The sequence below is a fragment of the Paenibacillus sp. BIC5C1 genome (assembly GCF_032399705.1).
GTDB classification, from domain to species: Bacteria; Bacillota; Bacilli; order Paenibacillales; family Paenibacillaceae; genus Paenibacillus; species Paenibacillus taichungensis_A.
In genome coordinates, this window is sequence record NZ_CP135922.1 from 4,766,580 (window position 1) to 4,785,126 (window position 18,547).

At 46.2% G+C, this 18,547-nt stretch carries 15 protein-coding genes; 1 reads left to right on the plus strand and 14 read right to left on the minus strand.

The annotated features are described in order from the left end of the window. Positions 1-9: 9 nt before the first annotated feature. The 6 genes from RS891_RS21250 to adhE all read right to left on the minus strand — a co-directional run bounded on the left by RS891_RS21250 (position 10) and on the right by adhE (position 9,940). The gene (locus RS891_RS21250; RefSeq protein ID WP_063565672.1) at positions 10-840 is read right to left on the minus strand and encodes a carbohydrate ABC transporter permease; all 831 of its coding nucleotides are present in this window, start codon (positions 838-840) and stop codon (positions 10-12) included. Further along, positions 840-1,724, minus strand: coding sequence for a carbohydrate ABC transporter permease (locus RS891_RS21255; RefSeq protein ID WP_315793102.1), 885 nt, complete (start codon positions 1,722-1,724; stop codon positions 840-842). The genes RS891_RS21250 and RS891_RS21255 overlap by 1 nt, the downstream gene beginning before the upstream one ends. Positions 1,725-1,887: 163 nt before the next feature. Continuing rightward, positions 1,888-3,252, minus strand: a complete 1,365-nt coding sequence (locus RS891_RS21260; protein ID WP_113053987.1) for an extracellular solute-binding protein — start codon at positions 3,250-3,252, stop codon at positions 1,888-1,890. 404 nt (positions 3,253-3,656) lie between these two features. Beyond that, entirely contained in the window at positions 3,657-4,406 is a 750-nt protein-coding gene (gene pflA, locus RS891_RS21265) for a pyruvate formate-lyase-activating protein (RefSeq protein ID WP_315793103.1), read from the minus strand. Positions 4,407-4,489: 83 nt separating this feature from the next. Continuing rightward, complete coding sequence (gene pflB, locus RS891_RS21270) at positions 4,490-6,748, minus strand: formate C-acetyltransferase (RefSeq protein WP_315793104.1); 2,259 nt, start codon at positions 6,746-6,748, stop codon at positions 4,490-4,492. A gap of 579 nt (positions 6,749-7,327) precedes the next feature. Then, complete coding sequence (adhE, locus tag RS891_RS21275) at positions 7,328-9,940, minus strand: bifunctional acetaldehyde-CoA/alcohol dehydrogenase (RefSeq protein ID WP_076291849.1); 2,613 nt, start codon at positions 9,938-9,940, stop codon at positions 7,328-7,330. Positions 9,941-10,370: 430 nt separating this feature from the next. Between adhE and RS891_RS21280 the strand changes: the two genes are divergently transcribed. Then, positions 10,371-11,087 carry a Crp/Fnr family transcriptional regulator gene (locus tag RS891_RS21280; protein WP_076291848.1) on the plus strand — a complete coding sequence of 239 codons (717 nt, stop codon included), beginning with the start codon at positions 10,371-10,373 and terminating at the stop codon, positions 11,085-11,087. Between the two features lie 75 nt (positions 11,088-11,162). On the opposite strand, the gene RS891_RS21285 is transcribed toward RS891_RS21280, so the two are convergent. The 8 genes from RS891_RS21285 to RS891_RS21320 all read right to left on the minus strand — a co-directional run bounded on the left by RS891_RS21285 (position 11,163) and on the right by RS891_RS21320 (position 18,477). Continuing rightward, positions 11,163-11,876: a hypothetical protein gene (locus RS891_RS21285; RefSeq protein ID WP_063565665.1), complete on the minus strand. Its 714-nt coding sequence runs from the start codon at positions 11,874-11,876 to the stop codon at positions 11,163-11,165. Positions 11,877-12,073: 197 nt separating this feature from the next. Further along, positions 12,074-12,808 carry a hypothetical protein gene (locus RS891_RS21290; RefSeq protein WP_315793105.1) on the minus strand — a complete coding sequence of 245 codons (735 nt, stop codon included), beginning with the start codon at positions 12,806-12,808 and terminating at the stop codon, positions 12,074-12,076. Positions 12,809-12,976: 168 nt separating this feature from the next. Further along, on the minus strand, positions 12,977-13,273 hold the full coding sequence (locus tag RS891_RS21295; RefSeq protein ID WP_148661829.1) for a winged helix-turn-helix transcriptional regulator: 297 nt from the start codon (positions 13,271-13,273) through the stop codon (positions 12,977-12,979). Positions 13,274-13,595: 322 nt separating this feature from the next. Further along, on the minus strand, positions 13,596-14,324 hold the full coding sequence (locus tag RS891_RS21300) for a ThuA domain-containing protein (protein WP_113053982.1): 729 nt from the start codon (positions 14,322-14,324) through the stop codon (positions 13,596-13,598). A gap of 24 nt (positions 14,325-14,348) precedes the next feature. Next, the gene (locus tag RS891_RS21305; protein WP_024631039.1) at positions 14,349-15,317 is read right to left on the minus strand and encodes a sugar phosphate isomerase/epimerase family protein; all 969 of its coding nucleotides are present in this window, start codon (positions 15,315-15,317) and stop codon (positions 14,349-14,351) included. Between the two features lie 180 nt (positions 15,318-15,497). After that, entirely contained in the window at positions 15,498-16,580 is a 1,083-nt protein-coding gene (locus tag RS891_RS21310; RefSeq protein ID WP_113053981.1) for a Gfo/Idh/MocA family protein, read from the minus strand. Continuing rightward, positions 16,573-17,337 (minus strand): sugar phosphate isomerase/epimerase family protein, encoded by a 765-nt coding sequence (locus RS891_RS21315; RefSeq protein ID WP_315793106.1) that lies wholly within the window; start codon positions 17,335-17,337, stop codon positions 16,573-16,575. Before RS891_RS21315 ends, RS891_RS21310 begins: the two co-directional genes overlap by 8 nt. Positions 17,338-17,364: 27 nt before the next feature. Further along, the gene (locus RS891_RS21320; RefSeq protein ID WP_113053979.1) at positions 17,365-18,477 is read right to left on the minus strand and encodes a Gfo/Idh/MocA family protein; all 1,113 of its coding nucleotides are present in this window, start codon (positions 18,475-18,477) and stop codon (positions 17,365-17,367) included. Between the last annotated feature and the right edge of the window lie 70 nt (positions 18,478-18,547).

Sequence of the window (18,547 nt, forward strand, 5' to 3'; positions counted from 1 at the left end):
CATCGTTAATTAACCTTTAACACTACCTGCCGTTACGCCTTCAATGATTTTCTCCTGCAATATGGCGTAGATTACTACAACCGGTACAACACTGTATACAATGCCTGCTGACATCTGGGCATAATTCATTTGATACTGATCACGAAACTGGACCATGCCGACAGGCAGTGTACGCAGTTTATCGGTGGATAAGAAATAGTTGGCGAGTAAAAATTCGTTCCAGTTGCCGAGGAAATTCACGATAAACACCGTAACAATGGCTGGAACTGTAAGGGGTATCACTATTCTAGCAAAGATACCCGGAGCCCTCAACCCATCCATAACCGCCGCTTCCTCAATTTCCCCAGGAAGCGACCGCATAAAAGCAGCCAAAATAATAATCGTGAACGGAATTGCATTCGCAACATAAGGAATGATTAGCGCCAAATGAGTATCCAAAATGCCGAGCTTGCGGACAAGCAAATAAATCGGCAGCATGAGCGCATTGTTTGGAATCAGCATACCCGCCAGAATGAGACTGTACAGTAACATGCTCCATTTGCGGTGTCTCATCCGTGTTATAGCAAAGGCAAACATGGCACCAAGCACAATGGTTCCGACTGAGGACAAGACCGAAATATACATACTGTTCCAAAAATACGTTCCAATCTTGGCATTTACCCAAGCCTCCACGTAGTTATTAAACACCCAAGTGGAAGGCAGACCGAACGGATTCAGTGCAATTTCGTTGTTATCCTGCTTAAATGAAGAAAAAATTACGAATAAGAAGGGAAACAGAATCGCAAGTAGATACAACATCAACAAAACATGAGGTATACTGCCTTTTATGTTCTTTACCATCAATATTCCACCCTTTCGTTGCGTCTCGCCACCAGCAACTGATATACCGCGGTGAGCACAAGCGTCAGAGCAAAGATCAGAACCGCAATCGTATTGCCATAACCGTATTTAAAATTGGTAATCGCATATTTGATCATATACGTGGCAAGCACTTCGGTAGAGCCTGCGGGTCCACCTTTGGTCATAACCAGAACAATATCGGCTGCCTTCATCGCCCCGGCAATGGATAACATAATGACGACAGAAATGATAGGTCTGATAAGTGGCAATGTAATTTTGAAAGCTCTTTGTACGGCTGTTGCTCCATCAATGGCTGCCGCTTCATCCAGGTCCTTGGGAATAGCCAGAATGGCCGCCAAAACCATGACAATATAGAATCCCGTCCACTGCCACGCATTGGTTACGAGAATGGATATCATTGCGAATCGGTTATCGGACAACCAATAGACCGGCGAGATTCCTACCGTTTCAAGTAATTGATTCAACAGGCCGATGTTAGGCTCGTAGATGAACCCCCATAGAATACCGATAACTGCCGTTGACATAATGGAAGGCAAAAAGACGGCTGTTTTGTATAATCCCTTCAATCTCTTCACGTTTGCAATGAGCAGGGAAAACAACACAATGAGAGGCACCTGGATCAAAACCGAAAATGCGATAAAGAAACCGTTATTGCGCGTAGAAATCCAAAAACGTTCATCTGTCAAAGCTTTTGCATAGTTGGACAGTCCCACAAAACGAGGCTCTGCGGATACACCGTTCCAACTGGTCAGACTGTAATAGAGCGAACTGCCGATAGGATACAGGAAAAACATGATAAACAGGATCAGTGCCGGCAACACAAACAACGCATAGATCAGCGGGCTGCGGAGTGAAGTATTCATGATCTACCTCCTTCAGTGACTTCAACTTCTTATGCTCATATATAGAGCAGATTCCTCAGCAGTGTAATTCTCTAGATAGGACCAAGGGTTTTACCCCGGCAGTGTTCCAACCGGGGTAAACCAGCATGGTGTTAGCAGGTACTCTTCTTCGCTTAAAGATCGTTTATTCTACTGAAGCATTAGCCTCTTCCTGAACCTTCTGCAATTCTTCAGCCATTTTCTCTGGTGTCGTTTGTCCACCAACCAGCTTCTGAATTTGCAAGTTACTGATCTCTGTCGTTACATCGGCTTGAACGAGTGCATCGAAAGCCGGGAATGAAGTCTGCGATGCATTCAGAACAGCTACAATTTCTTTCATCAAATCGTCAGTGATGCTGTCTGTCAGCACTTTTTCATCCAATTTCATCGCTGGTAACACACCGTCTTCTACGAGTCCACGAACTTGCATATCTTCGTTGTAGAAGTTTTTGATAAAGGCTTTAACAGCCGCAAGCTTCTGAGGATCATCCGCAACCGCTGCGGAGAAGCCGTATCCGTTATTGACGTCACGCATCAGGGCTGTTTGATCTCCTGCACCGTTCTCTACTGGAGGCATATTGAAGAAACCAACCTTGCCAATGAGTGACTCACCGCTCTGTCCTTCCTTGAATACAGACGATTTCCATGTTCCGTCGTACATCAGAATCGCTTCACCACTCGTAAATTGAGTTGTATATTCTGCATATTCAAAGCCAAGCTCACCTTTTTTGAAGTAACCTTTATCCACCCATTCCTTATGCTTCGCGAATCCTGCGACAACGCCTGGATCAGTCCACTTGGCTTCGCCTGTAGCAAACTTCGCCGTAATATCAGGTCCAGCGTAACGGGACCACAGATGGTTCGTTAACATGAGTGGAACCCAGCCTGCTTTGGAAGCAGAAGCAAGTGGCACTTTGCCATCAGCCTTGATCTCAGCGAGCATATTATCCAGCTCAGCCATTGTTGAAGGCGCTTTCCAACCTTTTTGCGTAAAGTACTCTTTATTGTAGAAGAAACCTTCTCCCGATCCGCCAATAGGCAGTCCGTAGACTTTACCTTCATAGGTGAATGGTTCAAGCGATGAAAATTGGTCCTGAATGCCCAGCTCTTGCAAGATTGGCGTGAGATCCAACAACATGCCCTCTTTGGCATATACTTTGGAGTCCGGACTGCCGAACAATTCGAAGATATCCGGCGGATTGCCTGCTGCCATCTCACCACGAAGCTTCTCCTTACGGTTTACATCGGATTCAACTCCGTCCAGTGTAAAGGTCAGGTTAGGTACTTCACTCTCCACTTTGGCCACAACGTCCTGCAGAATGGCCAGCCTTTTTTGTTTGTCGGCACCCACCTGAGTGTGACGGAGAAGCATCTCAACCGGTTCCTTGCTTGGCTCCGCAGGCGTATTGCCTGCTCCCTGTTGTGGTTCGTTAGTTGAGCTCGAACAACCTGCCAATGTCCATGATGTGATTAGCAATAATGAAAGCAGTAATGTCATTCCTTTTTTCATTCGTATGACCCCCCTCAAGATATTGAGCATTTGGCTTTACACTCTGATTATAAAAAGTTGTAGCTTACATCGTAAGGATGACAATTCATCAATGGAGGGATAAAATCCTTCACTGGACAAATAATCTTGTATTTACAATAGATAACAGCACAAAAAAACAGCCCCTGCGAAACATGTTCGCAAAGACTGCTTGGTTGGAAATAAGTTGAACTAAAGAATATTTACACTTGCCACTCCGATGACAGAACAACCTTCCGATCGCTGTTATCCCCCGATTTTTTTGATTCACTTTTACAAAGGTGAAAATCTGGGAATAAAGGCGAACGCTCCGCTTCTCCAGCTTATTTCTGTCCTCTACGTTCTCGTGTAAATAGATAGTTCAATTTATTTATAACTGTTGCTACTTATTTGGAGCAAGTCATGCCCGCCGTCTCCGCACGACCTTGTTCAATCAAACGATACGCTCGTTCCACTTCCTCATCACTCGGAGAAGGAACACCATCAAGCGGATAGGCTTTCCCCAGCGCCTGCCATTTGTAGATTCCCATCTGATGATAAGGCAGGATTTCGAACTTCTTGACTCCATTTAGCGTTCCAATAAACCGCCCCAGATTGAGCAAGTCTTCTTCCTCATTGTGGATCCCTGGCACATACACGTGGCGAATCCACATTTTTCGTCCATTGTCCGATAACCATTGTGCGGTGCGCAATGTTCTCTCGTTGGATTTGCCTGTCAGCTTGATATGTTTCTCATCATTGATGTGCTTCAGATCCAACAAAACCAGGTCCGTGTTATCCAACAAATCATGAATCCGATCCGGTTCATTGAAACCGTTGCTGTCCAGCGTAGTATGCAGTCCCCAGCGGCGTTTCGCTTCTTTGAAAACTTCGGCTACAAAATGAGCCTGTAATGTTGGCTCCCCGCCGGATACCGTAAGTCCTCCGCCGGAGCTGCGATAGTAGGACAGGTATGGCTCGATTTCAGCCAATACCTCCTCCACGCTCATTTCTCTGCCACCATCCAGTGCCCATGTATCCGGATTGTGACAATACTGGCATTTGAGCAGACATCCCTGCATAAAAAGCACGAAGCGGATGCCTGGGCCGTCTACCGTCCCGAAAGTTTCGAGTGAGTGAATATGTCCATTAACCATGCTGCCTCTTCCTTTCTGTATCGCATCCGCTGTGCGTTTAATATGGAGTTTCTACTCCTTTGAACCGTTGAGTTAAGTCCGAGTTACATCGAACCGTGGAAGGTCCGGTTAATGACATCGAGTTGTTGCTCACGTGTCAGTTTGATGAAATTAACCGCGTAACCGGATACCCGTACTGTCAGCTGCGGATAGTTTTCCGGGTGGTCCATCGCGTCAATCAACTGCTGACGATCAAATACGTTCACGTTCAGATGGTGTGCCCCTTGACCAAAATAACCGTCCATCATTGCAACCAGATTGGATTTACGTGTGTCTGACTCTTTCCCGAGTGCTTTAGGCACGATAGAGAATGTGTTAGAGATCCCGTCAAGGCTGTGTTCGTACGGCAATTTGGCTACTGAGCCAAGGGATGCCAGTGCACCTTTTTTGTCCCGACCATGCATTGGGTTCGCCCCTGGTGCAAACGGTTCGCCTGCTTTACGACCATCCGGCGTTGTACCTGTTTTCTTGCCGTACACTACGTTCGATGTGATCGTCAATACAGACTGAGTTGGGATCGCATTACGATACGCTTTGTGTTTGCGAATCATTCCCATGAAGCTTTCCACCAGTTCAACGGCGATGCTATCGACACTGTCTTCATTGTTACCGTAACAAGGGAAGTCACCTTCAATTTCAAAATCAATTGCGATGCCTTGTTCGTTGCGGATCGGTTTGACTTTCGCATACTTGATGGCACTCAGAGAGTCTGCTGCAACCGAGAGACCAGCAATACCACAAGCCATCGTACGTACAATGTCACGGTCATGCAGGGCCATTTCAATACGCTCATAGCTGTATTTGTCATGCATGTAGTGAATGACGTTGAGTGAGTTCATATACAGTTTAGCGAGCCATTCCATCATCGGTTTAAAACGTTTCATCACTTCATTGTACTCCAGCACTTCGCTTGTGATCGCCGGATATTCAGGTCCAACTTGCGCTCCCGATTTCTCATCACGACCGCCGTTGATTGCATACAGCAATGCTTTTGCCAGATTGGCACGAGCGCCGAAGAACTGCATTTGTTTCCCGATCTTCATCGCAGATACGCAGCAAGCAATACCATAATCGTCTCCGTAGATCGGACGCATAAGATCATCATTTTCATACTGGATGGAGCTCGTTTCGATGGATACTTTTGTACAGTATTGTTTGAAAGCTTCCGGAAGCTTGGTAGACCAAAGTACAGTAAGGTTCGGCTCAGGTGCTGGACCAAGATTGTTCAGGGTGTGCAGGAAACGGAAGCTGTTTTTCGTAACACGGGTTTCTCCATTTACGGACATGCCACCGATGGATTCAGTTACCCATGTTGGGTCTCCACTGAACAATTCATTATAATCCGGCGTACGCAGGAATTTGACAATCCGCAGTTTCATAACAAAATGGTCAACCAGTTCTTGAGCCTGTTCTTCAGTTAACAAGCCTTCTTGCAGATCACGTTCGATATAAATATCAAGGAAAGAAGATACACGTCCAAGTGACATCGCCGCACCATTTTGCTCTTTGATTGCTGCCAGATAACCGAAGTAGAGCCATTGGAACGCTTCTTTTGCAGTTGTAGCTGGCAAGGAAATATCGAAACCGTGCATTTCACCCAGTTGTTTCAATTCTTGCAATGCACGAATCTGCTCGGACAGTTCTTCACGGAGGCGAATGACATCTTCATCAATCACATCGACTTCAAGTGCATTTAGTTCTCCTTTTTTATTTCGAATCAGGAAGTCCACACCATACAGAGCAACCCGGCGATAGTCACCGATGATCCGGCCACGGCCGTAAGCATCCGGCAGACCGGTAATAATCCCTGCTTTACGTGCTGCACGCATTTCAGATGTGTAAGCATCAAATACACCCTGGTTATGTGTTTTACGGATGTTCGTAAATATATCAATGACGCCTTGAGGCATTTCAAAACCATAAGCTTCACAAGCATCAATCATCATGCGAATTCCACCGAATGGCTGAATGGAACGTTTGAACGGAGCATCCGTTTGAACACCAACAATCTGTTCTTTGGATTTATCCAGATAGCCGGGTTGGTGAGAAACAATCGTTGCTGGCGTGTTTACGTCAACATCAAGTACCCCGCCGTTATCGCGTTCTTTTTTGGTCAGATCGGAGACGATATCCCATAACTCTTTCGTATTCTGAGTTGCACCTGCAAGAAATGCTTCGTCGCCATAGTAAGGTGATAAGTTACGTGCCAGAAAATCATTCACATCTACGGATTTCGTCCATGTTCCTTTGGTAAAGTTTCTCCAGCCTGTTTGTTGTTTGACATCTTTTTCGATCACCGACATAGTAATCCCTCCACAAATTTGGATTTCCGGACACATGACAGGATGCATCACTCGTCTCATCTGTGCCCAGAGCCGCGATTAATGTGATAAATTTCACATGTAAGCCGGAACATGTTCTCTCTACTTGGGAACCGGAACCGCGGATGAATGTTTTTCTTACATTTTCAGTATACGTCTTCGTTCTTTCATCATCTGTGATTTTTATCACAAAGTTTGTGACCATCCTCACTTCACCTATGCTGTGTTCAAATTGAACCCTGTAAAATTCACACTTAGTCACTACGCGGGCAGAACAACTTCCGATCGCTGTTACCCCCGGATTTTTTCAATTATATTTTTCAAAGGGTAAAATTCTGGGATAAAGGCGAGCGCTTCGCTTCTTCAGTTTTTTCTGCCCCCTCCGTTATCGTGTGAATACCTGGTTCAAAAAGTAACATCACGGATTACGTGTAACCTCTTTTAAAAAAGGCAACTGCAAGGATTCCGTTATACCTTTTTTTACAGGAAAGACGGCAATCGGGGCTCCCCTTACGGGGAACCCTGACTATAGCTGCCTGAATCATGCTGCTGCTTTAGTTGTTATTCAAACTTGCCGTAGAAAGCGTTGCGGTATACATCAGCCAGTTCAGTCACCAGCGGCAGTTTTGGATTGGCTGTTGTACATTGGTCCTCGAATGCACGGTCTGCCAGATAATCGACATGTGCCTCAAAGTCTTTGGCATCGAATCCAATTTCCTGGAACGACTCTTCTATACCCAATGTTTTGTTCAGTTTGCGAATGGCATTGATGAGGCTGGTAACCCCTTCTTCTGTCGTACGTGCAGGCAATCCCAGAATGCGGGCAATTTCGGCATAACGCTCATCTGCCACAAAGTGCGAATATTTCGGGAAAGATGCAAACTTGGTCGGTTTTTTCGCATTGTAGCGAATGACGTGCGGCATCAGGATCGCATTGGTACGTCCGTGTGCGGTGTGGTACTGACCGCCCCATTTGTGTGCCAAGCTGTGGTTAATGCCCAAGAACGCGTTGGCAAAAGCCATACCGGCAATCGTCGAAGCATTATGCATTTTCTCACGAGCCAGTTTGTCACCTTGCAGTGCCGATTGCTCAAGATATTGGAATACCAGCTGGATTGCTTTGATCGCCAGTCCATCCGTGTAATCATTCGCCATAACGGATACATACGCTTCGATCGCATGCGTCAGTACGTCCATACCTGTGTCTGCGACAGCTGTTTTAGGCAGCGTGTATACAAACTCAGGGTCGACGATCGCCACGTCTGGTGTCAACTCGTAGTCTGCCAGTGGATATTTTGTATTACCTTGATTTTTATCTGTAATAACTGCGAACGATGTTACTTCCGAACCTGTGCCCGAAGTTGTCGGGATCGCTACGAATTTCGCTTTCACGCCGAGACGTGGATATTTGTAGATCCGTTTGCGGATATCCATGAATTTTTGTTTCAAGTCATTGAAATCCGTGTCAGGATATTCATAGAACAGCCACATCGCTTTGGCAGCATCCATCGGTGAACCCCCACCGAGTGCGATAATACAGTCTGGCTGGAAGCGGCGCATCATTTCCGTACCGCGGTCTACCGTTGTTGTGGATGGATCAGGTTCGACATCAGAGAACACTTCAATGGCTACCGGCATTTGACGTTGACGCAGATAGTGCTCTACTTTTTCCACATAACCGAGTTTGACCATCATCGCATCCGTAATAATGGCTACGCGTGTGATGTCCGGCATTTTGGCAAGATACTGTGTTGCACCTTTTTCGAAGTAGACTTTGTTCGGCACTTTGAACCACTGCATATTCACGGTACGGCGAGCCACCCTTTTCACGTTGATTAAGTTCACAGCGGTTACGTTGGAAGAAGTCGAGTTCCGTCCATACGATCCGCAGCCAAGTGTCAGAGACGGCATGTTGGTGTTGTAGATGTCACCGATAGCACCGTGTGTGGATGGCGAATTCACGATAATCCGTCCGGTTTGCAGGCGATCTGCGAACTTGCCAATAACTTCTTCATTCGTCGAATGAATAACGGAGGAGTGACCCATGCCGCCAAAAGCAACCACTTCTGCTGCACGCTCAATCCCTTCAGCTGCCGTTTTCACTTTGTAACAAGCCAGTACCGGGCTTAGTTTCTCAGCCGACAACGGGAATTTCGTACCTACCCCTTCAATCTCTGCTACGAGAATTTTGGTGTTAGCAGGGACCTCGATTCCGCACATTTGCGCAATGCTTACTGCAGATTGACCAACAATTGCCGGGTTGACCGCACATTTCTCAGCGTTAATCGCACCTGCGGTCAGTTTCGCTGCTTCATCCTTGTTAACAAAGTAACAGCCGTTGGCGATCATTTTCTTTTTCACCTGATCGAAGATCGGTTCTTCGATGATAACTGCTTGCTCGGAAGCACAGATCATGCCGTTATCGAACGATTTGGACAAAATCAGATCCGTTACCGCTTGATTGATATCTGCGCTCTTCTCAATAAAGCAAGGTACGTTCCCTGGCCCTACGCCCAGTGCCGGTTTACCACAGCTATATGCGGCCCGTACCATACCTGATCCGCCTGTTGCCAGAATGAGCGCCACATCATTATGATTCATCAGTGCGTTTGTACGATCCATGGAAGGATCATCAATCCACTGGATACAATCCGCTGGAGCTCCATGCTTCACTGCAGCATCTCGCAAAATTTTGGCAGCTTCCCGGCTACAGTTCTGTGCAGATGGGTGGAAACCGAAGATGATCGGGTTACGCGTTTTGATGGAAATCAGTGCTTTGAACATCGTGGTGGATGTTGGATTCGTTACCGGGGTAATCCCCATGATAATGCCGACAGGCTCCGCAATTTTCTGGAAGCTCTCGTACTCATTATCTTCAATAACACCTACTGTTTTGTCATATTTGATGCTATGATATACATATTCTGTTGCAAATATATTTTTGGTGATTTTATCCTCATACACACCCCGACCTGTTTCTTCCACAGCCATTTTGGCGAGCATCATATGTTTGTCCAGACCTGCCAGCGCCATCGCTTGCACGATGCGGTCAATCTGTTTCTGATCCATGGACATGAATGCTGCATGTGCTTTATTCGCTTTGTCAATTAACGTTTGAATATACTGACCTGCTGTCGGTTCTTTTACTGGGGCGACTTCGTTCTTTACAGCCATCTCCCTCATCCTCCTAAAGGTTCGTATTGGTTTGTCTCTCTTCTTTACATTCACATCGTATCATGGGGAAAGAGTTAATTATGTGATTTTTTTCACAAAGTATAACAAATTTAATTTAAGTTTTTTAGTGTTCCTCACTTAGCCATTTACACTTCCTATTTAAAATATATAGCTGTCAGATTCATACTCTCCTTTCGAAAGTGAATTTAATCACAATGTTTGAAATTTCGCCATTTTTGCCCCCTTTCCATGCCCCTCAAACGGCAAGATAAGGTATATACTGAACTTAAAAATTGAACCACCGCAATTTGTACCGTCCTTCCCGGCCGAGAGATGACCCTGATCAGGACGGCAACGGTTTGCGGCGAACCACGGGGGCCAGTCCAAGCTGCAGAAGGCCGTCCGATGGACACAAAGGGGAGATAGACTTATGAGAGAACAACTGAGTGTACTGGAAAAACGCGGAAATACCAACTGTTTCTCGGAAGCGAATTTCAACCATCTACTCGTAACGATGAAGGACAGAACCTATCCGGAAGGAACCCATCTGTATTGGGAAGGAGATGTCTCTGACAAACTTTATTATATGAAACGGGGCCGTGCCCAGATCACCAAATCCACGGATGAAGGCAAGGAACTGATTATGTACATGTATCAATCCGGTGATATGATTGGGCAGGCTGATCCGTTCTTCGGATCGAAACACAGCTTTTCGGCGGAAGTGCTGGAGGATAGTGAGATTGGTGTACTGGAGCATAAAGACCTGGAGATGCTGATCTGCCAACATTGTGACTTTGCGATCGACTTTATGAAATGGATGGGCATACATCACCGTTTGACCCAGACCAAATTCCGTGATCTGATGTTATATGGTAAACCGGGCGCACTTTGCTCCACGCTAATTCGATTGTCCAATTCCTACGGCGAGCCCCACGGAGAGCATGTCATGATCCATAAAAAAATAACACACACGGATCTGTCCAATATGATTGGAGCGACCCGTGAAAGTGTCAACCGCATGTTAAGCGATCTGCGTAAAAAAGACGCCATTGAATACGATAACGGCATGATTGTTATCAAAGATCTGCACATGCTGCAGGGCATCTGCCACTGCGAATTGTGTCCTAACGAGATTTGCCGAATCTGACGCTTTCCCCGACTTTTAAACATTTGATATGAAAAAAGCCCATCTTCTATAACGAAGATTGGGCTTTTGTTATACTTAAGATACAGTAGTTAACTCGAGCTTTACTGCATCACGTGGATTCAATTTCATGTCCAAACCGTTTTCCATCAGTTCCTTATCATTCACCATGATCATCCAGCGTTGGTTCATTCGGGGAATTACATTTTCAACGGAAACAACGAATTTGTTGTTCTCTGACATTCTTACAATCCCACTGGACTTCAATACATCACGCACAGTACATTCCTGAACATACACCCCGGCATATTGACGATTGAGATTTGGCATAATATTTCCACCGCTCACCTTGAGTAATGTTGTTTGGTAAACAACATCGTCTCCCCCACTGTCAGCGGCTTTTACATATATGATTACTTCATCTTTGACATGAAGCTCCATGTCCCAATTTTCGGGGTCAATATCCTTGCCATTCAGTTTGACTGCCCAGCTAAGTGAGGAATCCAGAGAAACTTCCCCCACGGATTGGATCCGTTTTCCATCTGCTGTAAAATCGACAAGTCCACTGTTCAACAGTGCTTTTTTGAGCGTCAGACCTTCACTAAAATCTCTCTTAATGGACTTCGTTGCGTCAGGCAAAAAAGTGCTGCCATCCACTGCCACAGTGATCGTATTCTGCGATTCGGTCTCTTTAACGATTGGTTGTTCGGAAGGCTGTGTCTCGCTACACCCGGCTAATATAACCAGAATAAGCAGACATATACCTATGTAACCGGGGATTCTCTTCTTCATGTAGGTAACACCACCCTGCGTAAAATCATTCACCCTGTTGTCCATAACCTCTATTATGGCACAAAATTCATGCAAAAAAAGTGTCAATGCCGTTACTTTTCATCCAGCAGCGTCCATAACTGGTTTGTACAACACAAAGAGCCTGCAAGCAGGCCCTTTGGCTCCTAATTATCATTAAGCACTATTGAGTAGCATGGTTACTGGACACAAGCCTGCATGTAGGTACGGCCTCCGTCTCCATCCTTCAGATACGGATTGAGCCCAAAGAACTGTTCCTCCGACACATAAACGCCTGTCAGCAAACGCCCTTCAAGTAATCCACCGTCCACCTGTACACAGAACGAAGGTGCATCCACATATTCCTGGTAGAGCGGAATCTGACCTGATGAATGGTGTACCTTGGATACCTTACCCTGCTCATGCAACGGCCGTTCGGAGAAATAGGTAGGTACAATATAACGGGCAATCACATCCAGCTCCTGTACAGTGTAGAAGGTATCATCACCCAGCCAAGGTGCGAACAGGCGGATCTTCTCATATTGTGACCATACAATCGCCTGAATCAGCATCTCCGCTTGAACAAAACGACCTTCGCCCACATCCAGATACACACGTTCTTCATGAAAGTTGGCTTCTTCAGTCTGTACACCGATAGAATTGGGTTGTCTCAGTTCACATCCGATACATTTCCAGCCTCTTGCTGTCTGAATCCATTTTTGCAGTACCGCCGGAGCCATTACCTGACCATTGTTATTCGTGGAATGAGTCTTCTCTCCTGCAACATCATCCTTAACCGACGCGGAATATGAAGTTCGTTTAAATAGCTCCGCAGCTTTTTTGTAGATTAAATGTACCTGGATGGATGCGCTCTCAAGTTCTGCAATATCTTGCTTGCCGTAGCGTACTTCACGGGATAAGCTTTCTTCTCTCATGACAAGTGGCCTCCTCGCTCCGGCCGCCTGCGGCCATTTTATTTACAATTATACTACAACTCGCGACAACATGTGCAGGACCCTGAAGACAAAAACTCCTGATTTCCACTGGAAACCAAGAGCCTTTATCCCAACAGTTCCTTTTAGTTTGAGCCGGGGAAGCTGTTACTACTCAACCCACTGCTCTGCCCAGTCTTGAATTTGATTCATAACAGGCTGTAGCGCCTTGCCTTTCTCCGTCAGTTCATATTCAATACGAACTGGCGTCTCCGGATAGACATGACGGATCAGAATTCCTTCGCTTTCCAGATCTTTCATCCGTTCTGACAACATCTTATCACTCATCGATGGAATCAGGTTGGAGATATCCTTGAATCGCTTCGAACCACTCATCAACGTTTGAATAATCAGACCGTTCCAGCGCTTACCCAGAAAAGAAAACGCCGTCTCAAAGCGCGGACACATCCGCAGATCTTGGCCTTCCACATTAATCACCTCTTTAGAGATCACTCAACTTACGTTTAGTTAGTATATTTCATAATAACATATTTAAGTCTCAAAGAAAACGTCTGCCGCTAAAAAGTTAAGATTTTAGAGGCATAACCCAACTTCGATGATACAACTCAGTATACATCACATGGGACAACGGAACCATGGGAAAATATCGGCTAACTCCCATGTAGCTATCTTACCCAAAAAGAACCCAGCTGCCACAGTCATACATGACTTGGAGAAGGGTTCTTTGGTATATCGTTTATTTTATGCGATCACACAGCCAATTTGCAGCTTAAACCAGTACGTTACCAAGTGGTCTTACCGGTTCGCTGAAGCCAAATTCAGGCTTAACGTTGCGAGCAGGATATGCCCACTTCACGCCATTGCTGATCACTTTTAAAATTTCCGGATTGTAGAAGGTTGGGTACGTTTCATGACCTGGACGGAAATAGAAAATTTTACCTGAACCGCGGAGGAACGTACATCCGCTCCGGAATACCTCTCCGCCTTGGAAGTTGCTTACAAACACAAGCTCATCAGGCACTGGAATATCGAAGAATTCCCCGTACATTTCTTCTTTTTCCAGAATAATCTTGCTATTAATACCCTCGGCTATTGGGTGGGACGGATTTACACACCAGATAATCTCCTGCTCATTAGCTTCACGCCATTTCAGATCACAACTTGTGCCCATCAGTGCTTTGAATGGCTTGGAGAAGTGACCGGAGTGCAACACAATTAACCCCATACCATCCAGGACCCGCTGTGCAACCTTTTGTGTAATCTCGTCGCTCACGCGATCATGCGCCATATGTCCCCACCATATAAGCACATCTGTAGAATTCAACACCTCATCACTTAATCCATGCTCAGGCTGATCAAGTGTTGCAGTGCGAATGGCAAAGCCTTCCCCTCCCAGTCCGTTTGCCAACGCCATGTGCAAACCGTCTGGATAGACTTCCCTTACTTCATCGTGAATTTTCTCATGGACAAATTCATTCCAAATGGTGACGTTAATCATATTCAATTTCCCCCTAGTGTAACTCTAAACCCACCACATATCTCCCAGCGGCTCTTCAATCAATACTTGTTGGAGATTTTGCACAGCTTTAGAGAATCCTTCTTCTACCGACATCAGACCATCTTCGTGTTCAATACTTACGACATAATCATATCCAACCAGACGCAGAGCGCTAATAATATCAGCCCAAGTCTTGTTATCGTGACCATAACCGACCGAGCGGAATTGCCAAGCACGATCAAGCATGTTTGTATAATCCTGCATATCCGTTACGCCATATTTATTCACGTTAATCGGATCAATAGTTGTATCTTTCGCATGGAAGTGATGAATCGCGCCTTCACGTCCCAGAATGTGGATTGCTTGTACCGGATCGATACCTTGCCACCACATGTGGCTTGGGTCCAAGTTAGCGCCAATCACTTCGCCTGCTGCTTCACGCAATCTCAGCAAAGTAGCTGGTGTATGCACCGAGAATCCACCGTGCAGTTCCAGACCCACTTTCACATTGTGATCTGCAGCGAACTTGCCCCACTCTGTCCAGTAAGGGATAACTTTGTTGTCCCATTGCCATTTAAGAACTTCCTGGAAGTCATTAGGCCATGGTGCAACAGGCCAGTTTGGATATTTGGCATCCTCATGGTCTCCCGGGCATCCGGAGAACGTATTTACAACAGGTACTTCCAGTTTCTCAGCCAGTTCTACCGTTTTAACGAAATCATCGTGGAACCCTTTCGCAATATCCTTTTGCGGGTGAAGCGGGTTACCGTGACAGCTCAATGCGCTGATGGTCAGACCGCGGGATTCTACTGCATTTTTGAAGTTTTTCAATGCTGTCGGGTTGCTCAGAAGCTCATCCGGTTTACAATGAGCATTCCCTGGATGTCCTCCAGTTCCGATTTCTACTGCTTTCAAGCCCTTGGATGCAACATAGTCGAGTGCATCCTCCAATTTACGTCCTCCGAATAGTACCAAAAATACGCCGAGTTTCAAGTGCGATTCCTCCCTAGAATAAATATCATATTAATTGCTGGTTTTATGAACAATGAACTGCATAAATATACCGTTCAGATCACATGATTGTATCATTATTGTGGAAAATCAAGAGCTATTCTATCCTGAAATTAAACGTAAGAATACTGGTTATTTCATTGGAAATGACACCCGGTCGGTTTAGTCGAAATAAACCGCTTTGCCTGTTTGAGCAGACTCGTAGATCGCTTCAAGGATCTGAGTAACCACGATAGCTTGTTCAGGTTTTACAACTGGATCTTTGTCTTCGATGATCGCTTCAAGCCACATTCTAGCTTCACGATCCGCTTCATTTTCTGCGCTACCGGAATAAAAAGCAACCCCGCCAGCGTCTAGATCTACCTTGGTTTCAAACAGACGGCTGCGTTTCTCGCCATTGATACGCAGACCATCCTGCATATCCGCGCCACCTTCTGTTCCGCAAAGCAGTGATTTGGCTTCGCCGAACTCAGCAACATTCAGTGCCCAGCTGGACTCGATAATAATTGTAGCCCCATTCTCCATCGTCACAAAACCAAATGCAGAATCCTCTACCTTGAATTGTTCCGGGTCCCACGGACCAAAAGCATTGGCCGCATTCTCACGTTGACCCAGCTTGTGGAAAGTTGAGCCCATTACACTCTTCGGCTTGTAATTATCCATCAGCCAAAGAGTCAGGTCCAATGCATGCGTACCGATATCAATCAGCGGTCCTCCGCCCTGCTTTTCCTCATCAAGGAACACACCCCAGGTAGGGACAGCACGGCGGCGAAGTGCAATTGCCTTACCGAAATAAATATCGCCCAGCTCGCCTTCTTCACACATTTGTTTCAGGTATTGGCTGTCATTGCGGAATCGGTTCTGATACGCAATGGACAGTTTTTTGCCTGTACGTTGTGCGGCTTCCAGCATAGCCTGCGCTTGTGCAGACGTCTTCGCCATTGGCTTTTCACACATTACATGTTTGCCCGCCTCAAGAGAAGCGACCGTGATCACGGAGTGGGAGTCGTTTGGTGTACACACATGTACCACATCGATGCTTTCATCCTTCAGCATCTCGTTATAATCCGTATATACTTTGGCTCCCTCAGCACCGAATTCGGCTGCTGCCTCCTCCGCACGTTCTTTCACAATGTCACAGAAAGCGACCATACGGCCTTTAGATTGTTTGGACAGGCTGGGCATATGTTTACCTTTGGCGATTCCGCCACAACCAACGATGGCGATATTAAGTACTTTAGACATGAACAAGTCCTCCATTAGCGGCATATTTTCTAATCCAGTTCATACTGCTCTCGATGCTTTGCAGTGGAGGATTCTGACATACATCCTGTTCCACAACAAGCCACTCGGCTCCCGCCTGATCTGACGCTGTAGCTACAGCCCCCAAATCTACCTCGCCTTGACCGAATTCCACTGTAATGACTTGACCTTCTGAACGGCGCATGTCTTTCCAGTGGACCAGTGGCAAACGTCCCGCATACTTCGCGATGACTTCCGTTGGCGGGTATCCTGCGGCGTGAGCCCAACACGAATCCAGCTCCACTTGCAGATGGGAAGCGGTTACGGTATCATACATCGCGTATAACGCCGGCTGCCCCTCAACCTGCTCTGTAAATTCAAAATCATGATTGTGATACATTAACACCATGTCCTGAGCTGCACACTTCTCGCCAATCTCATTCAGGGAAGCAAATACGTTATCCCATTGCCGTTGTTCTTCCGACAGATAAGGCACAATCAGGTTTTTGTTTCCGATGGCTTTGTGATACGCGATCACGCCATCAAGATCCTCAAGCAGACTAGTGTACTGAACATGGGTACCAACGATCTCCAGACCAAATTCATCCAGAATGGCCCTTACTTCCTCCGGGCTATGCCCGTAAAAGTTATGGAACTCCACACCTTGATATCCAAGCTCTGCAACTTTGGCGAGTGTGCCTTTGAAATCGCGCTCCAGTTCATCACGTACCGTATATAGCTGTAATCCAACCTTCAACATTTACCGTTTCACCTCATCCAAGATCAATTAGTGTGACTGTACAGCCTCTGACTGATTTTCATCTGTATTGTTTTTTGCTCCTGCTTGATAAGTGCTCTCCATTTGAATGTGTTTGCCCTCAAGCGAGGAGCGCTGGAACGCATGCATAGCTTCAAGCACATGGTAGGCGAGCTTACCGCTGGCTTTGTGTTCGCGTCCGGCTCGAATGGATTCAACCATTTCGGTAACGCCGATTCCGCGCTCGTTCTGTCTGCTTTCAAAAGCAGGCGTCACAGTCTCCCATGTGTCCTGACCGAATCTGCGGAGCTTCACTTCCCCGTTAAAAAAGTTGGGATCCGGTATGCTCATCGTACCTTCGGTACCGTAGATCTCAATCCGTGGCAAATCCGAAGCACCCCGGATATCGAAGCTGGTGATCATTGTTGCAATGGCACCTTCCTCAAAATCAATCGTTCCTGCCAAGTGTGTTGGCGTCTGTACCTCAAGAGGTGTACCTTCCTTCGGACCGGAACCAATAACGCGGTCCGTGATCTGTACACCTGCCGATGAACTGATTCTGCGAATCGGTCCAAGGAGAGTAATCAGAGCGGTCAAATAGTAAGGTCCCATATCAAACATCGGTCCACCACCAGCGACATAAAAGAACTCCGGATTCGGATGCCAAGCCTCTGGCCCTCCACCCATGAAGAATGAAGTTGCCGCAATCGGTTTACCGATCAGTCCTTCTTCAATAGCCTTGCGGGCAGTCTGAATACCTGATCCAAGGAACGTATCTGGTGCTGAACCAACATACAATCCTTTTTCCTCAGCCAGTTCGATTACCTTGCGACCATCCTCAAGAGAGATTGCCAGTGGTTTCTCGGCATACACATGTTTGCCTGCTTCAAGCACAGCCAGATCCGTCATGGCATGACTGCCAGGAACCGTAAGGTTTAGCACAAGCTCAATCTCGTTATCTTGCAGCAACTCATCTACATTGTAAACGTTTGCGATATTAAATTCATCAGCTCGTTCTTGTGCCCGTTCACGAATCAAATCCGCAACAGCCACCACTTCAATGTAAGGATTATTTTTTAAATTTTCCAGATATATGGCGCTAATGTTACCGCAACCAATAATGCCTGTTTTCATTTTCTCCACAGTGGTGTTCATCTCCTTATGAGTGGTGAGAACCTGTAATTTGCATATGAGCCTAGGTGTTGCACTTGAA

Excerpts from the sequence above, each read along its gene's own strand:
- RS891_RS21250 (WP_063565672.1), bottom strand. The coding sequence starts at position 840 with ATGGTAAAGAACATAAAAGGCAGTATACCTCATGTTTTGTTGATGTTG.
- RS891_RS21255 (WP_315793102.1), bottom strand. The coding sequence starts at position 1,724 with ATGAATACTTCACTCCGCAGCCCGCTGATCTATGCGTTGTTTGTGTTG.
- RS891_RS21260 (WP_113053987.1), bottom strand. The coding sequence starts at position 3,252 with ATGAAAAAAGGAATGACATTACTGCTTTCATTATTGCTAATCACATCA.
- pflA (WP_315793103.1), bottom strand. The coding sequence starts at position 4,406 with ATGGTTAATGGACATATTCACTCACTCGAAACTTTCGGGACGGTAGAC.
- pflB (WP_315793104.1), bottom strand. The coding sequence starts at position 6,748 with ATGTCGGTGATCGAAAAAGATGTCAAACAACAAACAGGCTGGAGAAAC.
- adhE (WP_076291849.1), bottom strand. The coding sequence starts at position 9,940 with ATGGCTGTAAAGAACGAAGTCGCCCCAGTAAAAGAACCGACAGCAGGT.
- RS891_RS21280 (WP_076291848.1), top strand. The coding sequence starts at position 10,371 with ATGAGAGAACAACTGAGTGTACTGGAAAAACGCGGAAATACCAACTGT.
- RS891_RS21285 (WP_063565665.1), bottom strand. The coding sequence starts at position 11,876 with ATGAAGAAGAGAATCCCCGGTTACATAGGTATATGTCTGCTTATTCTG.
- RS891_RS21290 (WP_315793105.1), bottom strand. The coding sequence starts at position 12,808 with ATGAGAGAAGAAAGCTTATCCCGTGAAGTACGCTACGGCAAGCAAGAT.
- RS891_RS21295 (WP_148661829.1), bottom strand. The coding sequence starts at position 13,273 with ATGTGTCCGCGCTTTGAGACGGCGTTTTCTTTTCTGGGTAAGCGCTGG.
- RS891_RS21300 (WP_113053982.1), bottom strand. The coding sequence starts at position 14,324 with ATGATTAACGTCACCATTTGGAATGAATTTGTCCATGAGAAAATTCAC.
- RS891_RS21310 (WP_113053981.1), bottom strand. The coding sequence starts at position 16,580 with ATGTCTAAAGTACTTAATATCGCCATCGTTGGTTGTGGCGGAATCGCC.
- RS891_RS21315 (WP_315793106.1), bottom strand. The coding sequence starts at position 17,337 with ATGTTGAAGGTTGGATTACAGCTATATACGGTACGTGATGAACTGGAG.